General features: G+C 43.8%; 11 protein-coding genes. 3 read left to right on the top strand and 8 right to left on the bottom strand.

The features are described from left to right. Positions 1-163: 163 nt before the first annotated feature. Positions 164-1,450 (top strand): O-acetylhomoserine aminocarboxypropyltransferase/cysteine synthase family protein, encoded by a 1,287-nt coding sequence (locus tag DR864_RS26940; protein WP_114069873.1) that lies wholly within the window; start codon positions 164-166, stop codon positions 1,448-1,450. A 141-nt stretch (positions 1,451-1,591) separates the two neighbouring features. Here the strand turns inward: DR864_RS26940 and DR864_RS26935 are convergent, their stop codons facing one another. From DR864_RS26935 to DR864_RS26900, 8 genes are all read right to left on the bottom strand, one after another. After that, positions 1,592-2,488, bottom strand: a complete 897-nt coding sequence (locus DR864_RS26935; RefSeq protein WP_114069872.1) for a DUF1684 domain-containing protein — start codon at positions 2,486-2,488, stop codon at positions 1,592-1,594. Between the two features lie 120 nt (positions 2,489-2,608). Then, positions 2,609-3,217 (bottom strand): redoxin domain-containing protein, encoded by a 609-nt coding sequence (locus tag DR864_RS26930; RefSeq protein ID WP_114069871.1) that lies wholly within the window; start codon positions 3,215-3,217, stop codon positions 2,609-2,611. Between the two features lie 122 nt (positions 3,218-3,339). Beyond that, positions 3,340-4,098, bottom strand: a complete 759-nt coding sequence (locus DR864_RS26925; protein ID WP_229599482.1) for a DUF2490 domain-containing protein — start codon at positions 4,096-4,098, stop codon at positions 3,340-3,342. A gap of 65 nt (positions 4,099-4,163) precedes the next feature. After that, positions 4,164-4,424, bottom strand: a complete 261-nt coding sequence (locus DR864_RS26920) for an ACT domain-containing protein (RefSeq protein WP_114069870.1) — start codon at positions 4,422-4,424, stop codon at positions 4,164-4,166. A gap of 138 nt (positions 4,425-4,562) precedes the next feature. Continuing rightward, positions 4,563-7,145, bottom strand: coding sequence for a TonB-dependent receptor (locus tag DR864_RS26915; protein WP_114069869.1), 2,583 nt, complete (start codon positions 7,143-7,145; stop codon positions 4,563-4,565). 199 nt (positions 7,146-7,344) lie between these two features. Then, a complete protein-coding gene (locus DR864_RS26910) occupies positions 7,345-9,408 on the bottom strand; it encodes a ComEC/Rec2 family competence protein (protein ID WP_114069868.1) in 2,064 nt (687 codons plus the stop codon). Next, on the bottom strand, positions 9,405-10,766 hold the full coding sequence (locus DR864_RS26905) for a T9SS type A sorting domain-containing protein (RefSeq protein WP_162794157.1): 1,362 nt from the start codon (positions 10,764-10,766) through the stop codon (positions 9,405-9,407). The genes DR864_RS26910 and DR864_RS26905 overlap by 4 nt, the downstream gene beginning before the upstream one ends. After that, positions 10,744-11,700 (bottom strand): PhoH family protein, encoded by a 957-nt coding sequence (locus DR864_RS26900; RefSeq protein WP_114069866.1) that lies wholly within the window; start codon positions 11,698-11,700, stop codon positions 10,744-10,746. Before DR864_RS26900 ends, DR864_RS26905 begins: the two co-directional genes overlap by 23 nt. Positions 11,701-12,182: 482 nt before the next feature. Here DR864_RS26900 and DR864_RS26895 point away from each other — a divergent pair, with 482 nt between their 5' ends. Then, positions 12,183-14,498, top strand: coding sequence for a choice-of-anchor A family protein (locus DR864_RS26895; protein ID WP_114069865.1), 2,316 nt, complete (start codon positions 12,183-12,185; stop codon positions 14,496-14,498). A gap of 187 nt (positions 14,499-14,685) precedes the next feature. Further along, on the top strand, positions 14,686-16,047 hold the full coding sequence (locus DR864_RS26890) for a vanadium-dependent haloperoxidase (RefSeq protein ID WP_114069864.1): 1,362 nt from the start codon (positions 14,686-14,688) through the stop codon (positions 16,045-16,047). Positions 16,048-16,080 lie beyond the last annotated feature (33 nt).

Raw genomic sequence — 16,080 nt, 5'->3', positions numbered from 1 at the left:
CGCTGCCAACAAAACAGCCAATGCACAATTTTTTGTCTTTTTTTACGAAATACTTAGAAAAAAGGCAGTGGCTTGTCTTTAGTTAAGAAGTGCTTCGTGAAAATACCTTTTCTCGTTTTTCCAATCACTCAGATTCATTTACATCAAACAAAAAAGCAGTCTTATGAAATTTGAAACACTCCAGCTGCACGCAGGACAGGTCCCCGATCCAGTCACCAATTCACGTGCCGTCCCCATTTACCAAACGACTTCTTACGTCTTCAACAATGCCGAACACGGGGCTAACCTATTCGCACTCAAAGAGTTCGGAAACATCTATACCCGTATCATGAACCCAACGAACGATGTCTTCGAAAAACGCATAGCGGCGCTCGAAGGCGGGGTTGCAGCATTGGCGACGGCATCAGGACATTCGGCACAATTTTTAGCGATCAATAATATCACAACCGTTGGCGACAATTTTGTTACTACTTCTTTTCTGTACGGCGGTACTTACAATCAATTCAAAAATTCGTTCAAAAACATCGGCGTAGAAGCCCGTTTTGTGTCGGGCGATAAAGTTGAAGATTTTGAGAAATTGATTGACGAAAAAACCAAGTTCCTTTACTTGGAAACCATCGGAAATCCAGGCTTCAATGTCCCTGATTTTGACGCATTTGCAAAACTGGCGCAAAAATACGACTTACCTATCATCGTTGACAATACCTTTGGAGCGGGCGGTGCCATTGCGCAGCCCATCAAACACGGTGCACACATCGTGGTAGAATCGGCTACGAAGTGGATTGGCGGCCACGGAACCACCATGGGTGGTGTGATTGTCGATGCTGGCACCTTTAACTGGGGCAATGGTAAATACCCTCAATTTACGGCTCCGTCGCCTAGTTACCACGGATTGGTACTCAACGATGTCTTTGGCATTGGCGGTCCTTTCGGCAACATTCAGTTCATCATTCGTGCTCGCGTGGAAGGCCTGCGTGATTGGGGCCCTTCTCAGTCACCGTTCAATTCATTCTTATTATTGCAAGGCCTAGAAACACTTACGCTAAGGGTAGAGCGCATTGGCGAAAACGCCCAAAATCTGGCACAGTGGCTGCAACAACACCCTGCCGTTGAAAGCGTTAATTACTTAGGATTGGAAAGCAGCCCGTACCACGAGCTAGCAAAAAAATACCTTACGCGTGGCTTTGGCGGCGTGCTTTCCTTTAAGGTAAAAGGTGATAAAGCACAGGCCGAGAAGTTTGTGAACAGCCTAGAGTTAATCAGTCATTTAGCCAACGTAGGCGATTCAAAAACGCTCATCATTCACCCAGCGTCCACGACTCACTCTCAGCTTTCGGAAGCAGAGCAAATAACGGCAGGAGTTGACCCCAACCAACTGCGTATTTCGGTCGGAATTGAGCATATCGACGATATTAAGGCCGATATTGAGCAAGCATTGAGCAAGTTATAATTACAAACACAAATTTTTTAATAATAGGTGGGTTAATTTAAAAAGCTCCAAATCGCTGATTTGGAGCTTTTTTATTTGGATATACACACTCAAATTACCTCTTTCTCATCGCAGTGTACCAAAAGTTTCTTTGGTACGTTTTTAATGATTTCCATAGTTTTTCTCTCCCGCCGTCACAGCAATGGATAAGCGATTTTGCTTGGGCGGCAACGGACAAGTGGCAAAGGTCGTAAATGCACAAGGCGGATTGATGGATTTATTAAAATCCAGAATGGTGGTTCCCCGTTCGTTTGGCTTTTCGGCGTACAAAAAACGCCCTGCTCCGTAGGTTTCTTTGCCACTGGTTTGATCGGCAAAAAGAATAAACAATTGTTCTTCACTTTCTACAGCATCCAAACGGTGTTCTTTTCCATCAATCGAAAAAACCAACGTACCGGGAGATGTTTGCAGCGACGTTTGACCCGTTACATCTGTAATCGCGATTTTTTTATCGGTTGTCGCTGGCTCTAGTTTGGCTTCTATGCGCCATTTGGGGTCAATTGAGTAAGTTTTCACCCCCGCAAAATGCTGTAATTCTGAACTTTCTAAATCCCGAAGACGAATTCCGAATTTAGTCCCGCGCTTAATTACAAACCACCGTAAAGTGCCGCTTTCGAGTACGATGTTATGGTCAGCAGGAAAGATTTTAAGCGAGGTAACGGGTGCTTTATTGACTGATACCTTCGCGCTTGGTTCAATATCAACCCAAACTTCACCGTTTTTGAGGGTAAAATAGCCCAGCAAAGGCACACTCTTCCCCGCTGGAAAGACGACGTTGTTTTTAGGATCGGCGCCAAAACTATTCTTGCCTACTTCCAACCAAAACAGACCCGCTAAATTTAGCCATCCATTCTCGGCTTTGAGGCTTTCTATGCGTTTTTGATGCCAAGTTTTAAGGTCATTTACGTAGGTGTTATCGTCAGAAATCTGCTGAAACCCTGTCAAAATCAAGATTGAGAACAGGCAAAAAATAAGTTTAAATTCTAAAGAAACTTTCATTTCTCATTAGGTTTAAGAATTGCGCTTGTAAAAAAGTCTTTTGACGTACAAAATGCAAAAATTGTTGGTCAATTAAAAATGAACAGTGGCTCAATTTAGGCATTACTAGATAAGTCTTATTTACCCAAATAATCGTGCAATTTTAACCGCCTTTTCAATTTCTTTATCGGATACAACGTACTCAAAATCACGGTCAACGTAGTCGTACACAATGCGACGGTCGGCGTTGATTACAAACGTGGCTGCAAAAGGTACATCTTCTGAAATACCCGCAATTCGGTCCCAAACGGGTTCGTATTTAGAATAAACGCCCAAAGCTTCGCTGATTCTGTTTTCATAATCCTGCATTATATTAAACCCAAGGTCATGTTCCTGAATCGTGTGGACGATGTTTTTATAGTACTCCGTAGTCAGCACAAGTAGATTTCCACCAAGCGCGTGGATTCGCGGATAAATACTGTTGAGGAGTTTTAAGTGGCGCTCTCCGTACCCATTCCAGTCGGGACTGTAGGTACTGATCACCAACGGTCCATCCTGCAACAACTGATGAAGATACACTGTACCATTGGTTTGTAACCCAGAAGGAAGGTATTGCCAAACGCCTAATTCCAAATTGATGCGAACCACAGGAATGGTGTCTCGATTTTTTAAGGGTTGAATTTTTTGATACGATTTTGGCAGAGAAGAGATAACGTAGTCTTCACCCACGATTTTAATGATTGATTTCATTCTGTGTATTTTTTAAAGATTCTCAAATTATAAATGACGCCAAAAATTGCCTACTTTTTCTATTTATCAAGTATTTTAATAACAAAAAAGAAACGAGAGCAAAAGTGTTGATTTATATGTATTTAGTGTACTTTTTTATTCTTACGTATATCTAAATTCTGAAAATAAAATAGCCTGATTGTATGCAAATTTTGGTAGCGATTACCCACTCCTAACTGTTGATAAACATTCATATATCCCAATTGAAGGTTAGAATGAGCGCTGGTTTGGTAGGCTAATCCCGCAAAAAACCGATTTTGGTCAAATGTATTATACACTACTTTTCGGCTGAGATTAACAAAAATTTCATCGTTAATCGCCACAAAAAATGTATTCGAGACAATACCTTTTTTGCTTAACGGAATATTAAGCATGTAATTGAATCGCAGGCGGGTGTCAAAACGGTACCCAGCAGCCAGCTCGTTATCATTCTTAATGTTTCGTCGCCAGCGCTCTTCCAAGCGCAGCCATTGCATAGTGCGTACTTTGCCGTATTTGGTGTGGAGCTGCAGCTGCTGCCATATTCTGTGTTCGGGCATAGATACGTTGTCATGACCTTCTTCGGGAAAATGATTGGTAAAATTGTAACCGTTGGTCAGTTTAAAATCGTCGGTTAAATAGTACATTAACCCAGTCCGAAATAAAAATTTGGACGGCTCCCCCACAAAACCATCAGTAGTACGAAAATGCACATCGGTCCAAACGCCCCACTTATCACTCAATCGAGTTTGATTAAAATAACCCAGCCAAATCTGCTCACTGTTTTTAACCTGTTTGGTAACCTGACCGTACCCAACCAAGCCTAAAACACTTATTATCAATGATAAGTATATTTTTTTCACTCTATTAAACTTTAAAATACCGCTTGAATATTCTGTAAACGAAAAGCAATAATTTTAGTTTTTTTTTACACTATTTGTTTGACTCTCACCAACCCCGTAATCGCTTTTAAGCGCACAAGTAGGCTGTCTAAACGTTCGTTATTGTCCAACTTTATACTTAATGAGCCCTGAGAACGCACTCCGTCTGCTTCAAACTTGGCGCTAATAATATGGCCGTAATCGGCAATAAAACGAGTAACTTCCTCGACAAAACCTACCCGGTCAAAACCTAATATTTCCAAATGGGTAATCGAAGCCGAAAGGCGTGTATGAGAATGTGTTTGCATTGTCTTGGCTGTTTAACAGGTTAAGTTTGGTGAACACGAATATCACCCGAAAGATTATTGAGAGCTGTCAGATAGTTTTGCACGGGGTTGCCCAAACCATCTGACAGCTTCTTAGATTGATGACTGTAAATTTTCTAATTAAAGAGTGTATCTCAAAGTAACGCCGTAGGTACGTGGATCTCCCAAAATCCCCCCAATTTGGCCAGAACTACCCGGAGCCACCAAAAGCTGCTCATAGTAATCCTTGTTGCCCAAGTTTCTACCCCAGACAAAAAACGAAATGCCATTAGATGCCCGAAAACCCACTCTACTATTTACTAAAGCATAGCCTTCGATATCTAAAAATGCAGAAGGAGAAGGGCTCGAAGAAAACGTAGAACGATAATAGACATCAAGACCACCGAAGAAGTTACCTTTTAGACCCAATAAGTTACCTTTTCCCGTAAGCTCAGTGCCAAACGATCCCGCATATTTTGAAATCCCGGGCAGTACCCCACCCGAAATATCTTTAAAAGCCCGGTCTCCCCCTACTTCTTCAATGGGCACTGGTGCGTTGGTAAACTTCACGTATTTACCATCGGTATAAGCAAAGGCCCCCGTAAAGGTTACGTGATTATTCACTCGGATGTTACCATCTATTTCTAAACCAATTACTCTTACTTGTTCAGCATTGGACAAATACCCTCGGTTTACGCCCGGCTCAGGCGTTTGTACCTGCGTTTGGTAATCTTTTATATCGGTATTATGGAATACTACATTGATAACTGAATTGGCCGATGGTTTGGTTTTGATTCCAAATTCAACATGAGAAACCGCTTCTGGTTTTACTGTAGCCAGCTCAGTCAATACTCGGCCCCCAGCCGTTGGCAAACCACCCACGTTTATCCCAATCGGCTTGTAGCTTAAAGAATATGTAGCGAAGGCGTTGACATTCTTGTTGAATTTGTATTGTAGTGTCAACTGACCAGAAAAATTACCTTCTGAGGCATCTATATCAAAAGTTTGGTTGCTGTAAACCCCGTTTTTCAGGGCCACCAAAGCGGGGTCGGTAGTAGCCAAACCACCATACGTTACTCGGCTGTAGTTGGCTTTTTTGGTGTCATTGTTGTATCTGACCCCAGGCAAAACGTGCAATTTGTCAGTTATCGCCCAGTCAGCCTGCGCAAACAATGCCACACTTGAACTCTTTATCCCGTAGGTGGTTTTTATACCAAAGTTGTCAAAAAGACCAGGTGTTTTCCAAAGAGCACTCGTAGAGCTTTGGGCAAAACGCCACTGCGCCGAGCCTGCTTCTTCAGTATGAACAGGGTCTGTCCTTAAATCTTGCCACAAGCCAAAAGCCCCAATTACGCCACTTATCTTGTCATTTATTTGACCCGAATACCTGAGTTCTTGAGAGAATTGATCGTGGGCTGAGGTTCCTGATGATATGGTGAATGAGGGCAAACCCGTGTAATCTCGGTCGTTCAAAGGATCCCATTTCCAATATCTCCAAGCAGTGGTAGAAGTCAATGTACCTTTTCCAATTTTAAAATCTGCATTCAACGATAATCCGCCCAGTTCGTTACCCGCTCTTGAAGGAGTATCTAAATCTAAGGTTCTTTCAAAGGCACTTTTATAAGGAAGTTGGTAATTTAAATCAGCAATAATAGCATTAAATTGACGGTACGCAGCCCGTTTAGTCGTCACTACTTTCGCCACTGGCCACCCATACCCCACAGGATTTTGATCGGTAACATCGGCAATAAACGTAATATTTATCTTGTCGGTAGGCTTATACAAAAACTGACCTCTCACTCCAATATTATTAATATCATTGATATTGGTTTGCGTGCGGCTATTGTACAATAAACCATCTCTTTGAGTACCTACAAATGAAACCCTTGCCGCAAGTTTTTTGCTTAAAGGCCCAGAGATAGACGCTTTTGCCTGAATGTAGCCATAGTTGCCATAGCTTAGTTCAAAGCTGGCGGTGGGGTCAAAAGAGGGAGCACGGGAGGTCACGTTGAACGCCCCCGCAGTCGTGTTTTTCCCAAACAATGTTCCCTGAGGGCCACGCAGCACTTCTACCTGGTCTATGTCAATAAAATCAAGGGCGGTAGCCGCTGGACGAGCATAATATACGCCATCGACATAATAACCAACCCCAGGGTCGATACCATCGTTGGTCAAACCATAGGTAGACCCTAATCCTCGGATATTGAGCGTAGTATTCCGAGCGTTTGAAGCATAGAACTGAACCGTAGGCACCAATTCTTTCAAACGGTTTACGTTAAAAGCTCCTTGGTCTTCTACCGTTACGCCTCTGATAACCGAAATCGGAATCGGAATATCCTGTACCGCTTCCTGACGGCGTCTGGAGGTTACTACTACATCAGAAAGTTGATTGGCATTTTCTTCGAGTTTGATCTCCACTTTGCTGTCACTGATCAAAACTTCCTTTTTTAAATAACCTACCGAAGATACAAGCAGCGTAAACGGAAGCTTTTGACCCGTAATCAGCGCAAATTCCCCGTTTACGTCGGTGGCAGCGCCGTTGGTGGTGCCTTTGATGGATACCGTCGCGCCAATCAATGGAGTACCACTACGCGCATCAAGTATTTTACCCGATACCGTCGCATTAATTATGGGCGTATTTTGAGCGGATAAAAAGGAAGGAAGAAAAGCTGAAACAGCCACAAATAACAGACTGATAAAACTGGGTGGGAAAAAATTTTTCATAAATAGCAATAATATAGATTTAGTAGTTTTTTGAGTAATACAATTATTTGAACTATCCGTTAAAGCTTAATACCTATACTGGATAGAGTATAAGAACTATTAATACTTTATATCTATTGATTTAGTATGCAAATGTAAGGCAACTGTTTTTATAAAAACAAGTCGCCATCAAATATTCTTTAAATTATCTAATTGCGTCTTATAAAAAATCTAAAAAAGCCCCTTGCTCATGGACGAAATACCACGGAAGGCCCAGTTCTTTGGCCTGTTTACGGAGGTTTTCCAACGCGTAAAATTTATTGGAAGTATCAAAAATGAGTTTTTGTTTTCCAAAAACGGGAAGAAGTTCTTCTACTTTTCGAAAAGCAGTATTTCGAATCACAACATAATCTGCCACGGGAGGAACTGTTTTTTGCACTGATTCTTCAACCAACAAAATGCTTTTTCCGTGCCAAACGATGAGCTTTCCGAAGGGTAAATTTTTAACAAAGCGGGATGGGTTTACGGATGAAACCAACGGCTGTTGTAGAATGGAGCGAACGTTTCGTTCGTCATAAAAATTCTTAAGATAAAAGTTGAAGGGTTGTTGGTTTGATTTAAAAAAAGTAGAATCGGCGAGCAGTAAAGCCTCCTTCCCATTTACCAAGCTAACGACTGATTGACGAGAAACGGAATGAACAACTACAATTTTTTGACGAGCAAAATAAACCATCTCCTTCAGTTGCAACCCACACAACAACGCACTCAATGCCAGCGCATATCCTCCCCAACGAATTTGTCGATAATAAACCAATGCCAATAACATGAACATGATCCCGTATACCAAGCCCAATTCCAATGCCGACAAAGACAACCCTTTAAGGGTAGAATAAGGCAATAAATCGGTCCAAATCACGATTTCATTTAATAACCACGTAATTCCAGTCAGCCCCCAACCCAGAAGAATGGATAAATAAGGCACCCACGAAAGTACCAGCGCGACCATCGCAACTGGCAACATAGCGGTGGCCAAAAGCGCCACAAAAGGATTGGCCAACAAAAAATACGTTGGAAATTGATGAAAATAATAAACAGCAATTGGAAAGGTTATGAATTGGGCGGCGAGAGCTACGGTGGTCATTTCCCATAATTTATCCACCAACCATGTTTTTGGGGTAAAATATTGGTATAAAACAGGTTGAAGAAAAATAATACCTCCCAGCGCCGCGTAAGAAAGCTGAAAACTTACGGAATACAATAGTAACGGATCAATGGCTAACAGAATGAGGGCAGAGCCAAAGAGTGCATTTGCACCATTTTCTTTCCGCTTCAAAGGACTTGCCAGCAAGAAAATCGTAAACATCAGGGCCGAGCGAATCACCGGGGCCGAGAGGCCCGTGAGCACCGCATAAAACCACATGGTAATGAGCGTAATACCCAACGAGAGCCACCGCCCGTAGCGGCGTTTCTCCAACCGTTTGAGCATAAAAGTCAAAATCGAAATAAAAATGGCGATGTGAAAACCCGATACCGACAGCACATGCACGGCCCCAGCCGCCGAATATGACTGAATCAGCTCGCTGTCCATCTCATCACGAAGTCCTAAAATCATCGCTTTCGCAACGGCATATTCACGGTTGGGAACAACGAGCCGCCGCAAAGCCGCATCACTCCACTCACTTACAGAGAAAGCCCAGCTTTTATACCATACGCCCTGATAGTCACCTGTAAATAAAAAATCAGTGGCTTTCAGGTAGTGCTGATGATAAATTTGTTTTTGGCCCAGAAATTTTTGGTAATCAAACTGTGCAGGGTTTTGCTGCGGCTCTACCCGACGCGGCTGTCCCCTCACCAACAATACCTGCCCATATCGTGGTTTTTCCGCCATTTTATCAAGGTAAATCAGGACCTTGCCTTGCATTGGATGCCAGCTATTTTCCCATTTGCCCCGACGTAATTCAACCTCAACTTTGTAGGTTTTGGTGCGGGTTTCGGGCGGTGAAACCACCACCCCTTCGTAAGCCGTCAGTTGTGACCAATCTTGCTCCAAAACAGCTGGTGGTGTTCGCAACCAACCCAATCCAGCAAAGAGCACTATCATCAGCGTTCCTGACGAATAACGGTTGCCGCGAGAAAAAAGAACCAAGAAAAAAAAGGCAATAAACACAACGGCAACGCCGCCCATGATTGGCCCGTTGATTACGGGCAACCAATGTTCGGGAAGCGCCTTGTGCAGAAGGATTCCACAACAGAAAGCGATACAACCACGCAGCAAAACATTCATCGCGTAATGACCAAACGTTTACTAACTGTCTCTTTTTGAGTCTTAACCCGTACAATATAAACCCCCGGAGAAATATTTGTTGTTGGAAACGTAACCAACCAACTTGGATAATCAGTGAATTTTTGATTGCCTACCAATTGGCCCGTTATACTGTATAACTCAACCTCAAAATCCGTAAATTCAGTGACGTTGATTTGAATATTTACTTGGTCGGAAGCAGGGTTCGGAAACACTTTCACATCAAACGTGTCTCCAAAAGGAACTTTTGAACACCAATATTTGACCAGCCGCGCCCGACGGGGTGCTTTTTCAATCACGGCCATCATTCGTTCACTCTGGTTGACAGTAAAAATATTCATGCAGGAGTCAGGCGAATAATCCATGTAGTTTTCGGTCATGTTGCGGGTACGAACACCTGAACAAGTAGAAAACAACGGCCCGCAGTTTGTTGACTGATTGCCCGACTGAGCGGGGGGAGTATCGGCGCAATAATCATCGCCGCAATCGGTGTCTCCCCATGTATGAATCAATCCCAACCAATGACCCACTTCGTGGGTGGTGGTACGTCCTAGGCTGTACAGTTTACTCGTTACTGCCCCGCCCGACCCGAATACTTTGTAGTCAATAAAAACCCCATCCGTTTTTTCCAACAGCTCATTGGCACTGTCCAAACCCTTTACGCCAGTGGCCGATGGAAACTGCCCGATTCCTAGGTAATTATTACCAAATCGGCTGACCCAAATATTGAGATAGCGGTCGGTGGGCCAACTTACAATATTGGCCAGCGTTTGGTCATCGGTGAAGATGTCGAAAGTGCTTTTAGCGCTGTAATAATGACGCGTAATTCCGTTGGTTGGATTTCCGTCGGGGTCTTCATTGGCCAAATAAAATTCAATCCCCGTATTAGCTCCCACGGGGTTCGTATTAAAACCCCTCGTTCCAGACTTTCGTTGGTAGTCCTCGTTTAGGGTTCTGATTTGAGCCAAAATCTGCTCATCCGATATGTTGCCATTATCGCGCCCACCAATCGTCATAGCGGCATTATTATGGACCACATGAATTACAACAGGGATACGAACTTGGGCGCAAATCGCCGCTTGCCGAGCTCTGCGGTCGGTGGTAGCATTTTTTAAATAAGACTGAATGGAATCTTCGAGCATTGTGCGTTTTAGGCGCCAATAAGGGTAGCGCTTCGCAATGGCTGAATCATATTGAACGGCAGCACAGCGCTGCGCATAAGAAGCAAGGTGTAAAAAATTCAGAAGTAAAAAAACACGGAGAAAACGGTTGGCAGTGAGCAGTCTTTTTATCCAACCACTCACTGCCAACTGCTCACTACTCTTTCTCTTTCTTTTCATATGCATCCAAAATGTCTTTGACGAGGCGGTGGCGCACTACATCACGTCCATCAAGCTCGACAAAGGCAATCCCCTTTACATCTTTCAGGGTTTCAAGCGCATCTTTCAAACCGGACTTTTGATTTTTCGGTAAATCTATCTGGGTTTTATCGCCCGTGATAATCACTTTTGAACTGGGTCCCATCCGCGTCAAAAACATCTTCATCTGCGAAGGGGTCGTATTCTGAGCTTCATCGAGCAGGATAAAAGCGTTATTTAGAGTTCGCCCGCGCATGTACGCAAGGGGGGCAATTTCGACAATTCGGTTTTCAAGGTAAAACTTTAATTTTTCACCCAAAATCATATCGTCAAGTGCGTCATAGATAGGGCGCAAATACGGATCAATTTTCTCTTCCAGATTGCCCGGCAAAAACCCTAAATTTTCTCCCGCCTCCACGGCTGGCCGGGTAATAATGAGTTTTTTTACTTTTTTTTCTTTCAACGCCTGCACCGCGATAGCCACTGCGGTGTAGGTTTTACCAGTTCCTGCCGGTCCGATGGCGAAAAGTAAATCGCTCTCGGCCGCTTTTTCCACCATCAACCGCTGGTTGGCGGTTCTGGCCTTCACTACCACTCCTTTGGTACCGTACAAAATCACGTCTTTTTCGTCTTCCAATACGTGCGGCGGCGCAACGGAGCCTCCATTGGCGGTCAGGTAATGACGTACATTTTCGTTGGTGATTTTGCCGTATTTCTGGTAATGTTGCAGAAGGGATTCCAGAATATCGCTGATGCGGATAATCTCGGGCTGAGTGCCCATTACACGTATTTCGTTGCCGCGTGAAATGATTTTACTCATTGGAAAAGCGGCAGCAACTTCTTTGATGTGGTTGTTTTCTACGCCGAGAAAGTCAACTAGAGACACATCTTCCAAGGAAATTATTTTTTCTACCAAACGATGTAAATGGTTTAATAATGATTGATTACGTTTTGTTTATCTAAAACGTTGCGTTGTTGGTTTTAGCTTGGTGAAAAATACGTTTTTGTTTTCAGAATTACAACTTTTCAAGCTTTTTTTCCGAGATGATTCCACCATAAACTTTGATTATGAAAGGGTTGAATAAAATAAGTAACCGCTAGAATTCATCACGAATGCTTTTTTTTAGTTGGAACAATAAATGGCAAAATGTAGCGCATAAAACCTGTTAGGCAAGGCGGAGTTTTATACATGCCTCGTAGTTCACTCCCACAAAAATGCTTAAATCAACGCTAATTTCAAGAAATATCCATTTTATATTTAAAAACCTTTTTTAGCCCTAAAAATTCCAAAAAACAACCAAATAGGGATATAAATACATAAATAATTAGCCCATTTAAAAAAATGGCACACTTATTGAGAGGCCTTGGTTTGAAGCTGAAATTAAAACAATCAAGGCAATGCAACACCTACTATCTAACCCAAAGGCTTTAACTGTAAGGACATTTTTAAATCTATTATCGTCTTTCGTGGTGGCTTATTTTTTACTAAGCCCCAGTCTATGCCGAGCGCAGGCCCAAAACTGTGGACTAGGAACTAAGCTGAGCGGATGTGTGGGTGTAGACTGCCCACCGCTAACATTAGCCCCCGACGCCAACAATGACTTAATTCAGGACAGCAATCAAAGCGGCTACCCTATCAATACCACTTATCTTCCCCTCCCGTTCAATTGGCCAAACAATCAAGTCAGAGGGTACAGTCAAGTCTTTAACGTATTGGTTGGTGGTAATTTCAACGTAAAAGATGGAGGTCAGGGCGTGCCCGCCGAAATCGAAGGACGCGTGGCCATTAAAGGCAATTTAATCCTTGGCAACCCAAGTATTCCTTACAATTCTTACTATGGCATCGGCACCTCTGGCGGCGGAACCTACGTGATTGCCTCCACCAATTTGCCAGCTTTATTGATTGGTGGAACCATCACGGGCTCGACCAATATGTTCGGCGTAGGTGGAACAGGCATCGCAATGGGTGGCACGTATCAGAGCAATTTGCCCAACACCATCACCGTCACCGATAGCCTTGGGATGGGCGGAATAGGACTAAACATCGACAGTTGTTTAACTGATATTTCTACCAAAAGCCTCTACTGGGCTACGCTTACCCCTACTGGAACCCTGAGCGGTGATACATTGATTGGAAATAACAGCTCATCTGTGCAAGTATTCAATGTGTCTAGTTGGAAGAATTTTCTGTTTAAAAATATCCCAGCTGGTGCTTCTGTTGTGGTAAACGTCAGCGGCTCGACCCACACAAATGTTCAAATGCCCTCGGTGAATGCAGTTACGCCAGCGGCAGGTTCGCCCTCATTGTTTCGGTTACTCTTTAATTTTCACCAAGCTACAAACGTTACGTTTATAGGCACTTTTTACGGCTCAGCCATTATTCCAAACGGAAACGCTACTTTAACAGGAGGTAATTTTGACGGTCGATTGGTGGTAGGTGGTAACCTTACCCACGAAGCCTCTGGGGGTGAAGTACATAATTATCCTTTTGTAGGAGAATTTCCCTGCCCTCCCGCCTGTATCAAAACGAGTTTTACCTTTGCTGCACCCACCTGTGCGCCCGACAAAAAATCATACAGCGTAACGTTTAACGTAACCCAAAAAAACGGCACCATCAAAGTCAATGCAGGTACCCTAGCAGGCAGCGGCAACGGCCCTTACACCGTAAGCAATATTCCTCCAACGATAAGTTTGAAAATTACGGACAGCCTAACCTCAATCTGTAAGTTTGACACCACCATTTTAGCCCCTGTGGCGTGTAATTGTACCCCCGCTGCCCCAGTAGCCATCAGCCCAAATGTGTTTGCATGTGTAGGAGATACAATCCCAACCTTAAAAGTAACCGTATTGAGCGGGGTAACCGCCGATTGGTACGCCAACGCCACGGGAGGTTCTGCATTAGCTACGGGAGTGGTAAATTATAAGCCTGCTGGCACCGCCAGTGTCACCGATACATTCTACGTAGAAGCACGCGGAACTACCCAAAATTGCGGTGGAGTTAGCGCACTGAGAACACCCGTTATCCTTACAGTACAGGATTGTGACACTCTGATTGATTTAAAACTCAAAAAATCAATCAGTAAAAAACTCGTACAAATCGGCGACACCATTCAATACACAATTAAAGTATGGAACGAAAACACGAGCTTCGCCACTGGGGTAGAGGTCACTGACTCGCTCAACGCGGGTGTACAATACCTCAGCAGCTCTACCAAGCGCTTATCTAACAATACAACCGCTGGCAGTTATAATCCCCTAACCTCCAAATGGACCATCGGCGCTATCGGGATAAACGGAGATACTGTGGTATTGACCATCAAAGTAAAAGTGATAGGGCAGGGCGTTTGGTTCAATACCGCCGAAATCAGCAAGGCCAACGAAAAGGATGTAGACAGTACACCTTTCAATCAATCAGAATTGGAAGATGACCTAGACCGTCAATGTTTCAGCGTACCCATCAAACTTTGCGGAGGTGAAAAAGCCCTACTGACCATCCCTAGACAATTTACTGGCGTAAAGTGGTTCAAAACGGGTTCTACCACCGCTATTGCTCAGGGAAATCAGGTGTTGTTGGAAGAAAGCGGCACCTATACATACACCTCAACTTCAGGCACTTGCCCAACGGAAGGATGCTGTCCCATTATTATTGAGGCCAGCGCTAACTGCTGCATAGTTAAATGTGTTCCGTATACGGCAAAAAAAATAAGAAAGTAAAAATAAGTAACTATTTGTGTAAAAAAGCCGCTCATGGGAAAGCGGCTTTTTTCGTATATAGACCTACGCCCAGCAGGTACTCCCTAAATAACTGATAAAAATCAATTTATTGACGGTATCGTTTCGTAAATTTGCGCTCACTAAGGTATGTTTTTTTGAATTTTAATTTTGATTTTTTCTGGAAGCTATGTTGAGAAAGTCTTTACTGGTAAGCGTGGGAGTCGTTTACTTGCTGATGAGTGCCTGTAAGCCCAAATTACCTCCCGAAGAATACAACGCCAAAGCTGCTGACCCTGAACTCTATCATCAATCGGTCGAATTGCTTACCGAAGTTATCATTCATGACATTTTCAAGCCCCCCGTGGCGAGTCGTATTTACGTATACGCCAACCTTGCAGGCTATGAAGCAATGGTTCCTGGTTATCCTGCTTATGAATCATTGGGTGGAAAACTTAAAGGCTTTACCGCCCCAACCGCCCCAGATGCCGACAAAGAATATTGCTTTCCGTTGGCTAGTACCCGAGCGTTTTTGAAAGTAGCCCGTAACCTTACTTTTTCGGCCAGTTTTTTTGACGAATACGAAAAAGAATTTTACAAAAAATACGAGGACATGGGCGTGCCAAGCGAGGTCATCGAAAACTCTATGGCCTACGGCGACAGCGTGGCCGCGCATGTGATGCGGTATTCGACCAAAGATAGCTACAAGCAAACACGCGGCATTCGATTTACAGTGACCAACAAACCCGGGACGTGGGTTCCTACCCCTCCTGCATACGCAGATGCCTGCGAACCTCAATGGAATAAAATCCGCCTCCTAACCCTTGATTCTATTACGCAGTTCATGCCGCCTCGGCCGCCAATGTGGAGCACCGACAAAAACAGTGAGTTTTGGCGCGAAACCCGGGAAGTGTATGAAATTGGCAATAAACTTACCGAAGAACAAAAACGCATCGCATGGTTTTGGGACGACAACCCATTTGTGATGAATGTAGTCGGACACGTCATGTTTGCCAATAAAAAAATGACACCTGGAGGGCACTGGCTGGCTATTCATGAAACGGTATCCAGAAACACCAAAGCTTCTTTTGAAAAAAGTGTGGAAGGCTACGCACTGAGTTCAATTGCCCTGCTGGACGCGTTTGTTGCGTGTTGGGATGAAAAATACCGCAGCACCAAAGTCCGCCCCGAAACGGTCATCAACTCCGATATTGATCCCAAATGGCAGCCTTTCCTACAAACACCGCCTTTTCCTGAATATACCAGCGGACACAGCACCATTTCAGCCGCCGCCGCTGAGGTGTTGAGCTTTGTACACGGCGATAATGTAGCTTTTACTGATTCTACCGAATTTAAACATGGCCACGGGGTTTTATCCTTTAAATCATTCAGAGAAGCGTCGCTAATGGCCAGCATCAGTCGTTTATACGGCGGAATTCATTACCGTTCGGGATGTGATGAAGGTAATGTTTGCGGCGTTAAAATCGGGAAACAGGTACTGAAAGTGGCCCAAACCCGAAAAGAACAAAAAGTAATCTCGCAGGTGCAGTAGCAAATTAGCGTTACCTTATTTTTGTTTTTCTAT

Source organism: Runella rosea (assembly GCF_003325355.1).
In the GTDB taxonomy this organism is placed as follows: Bacteria; Bacteroidota; Bacteroidia; order Cytophagales; family Spirosomataceae; genus Runella; species Runella rosea.
This window is presented reverse-complemented; position numbering and strand designations above follow the sequence as displayed.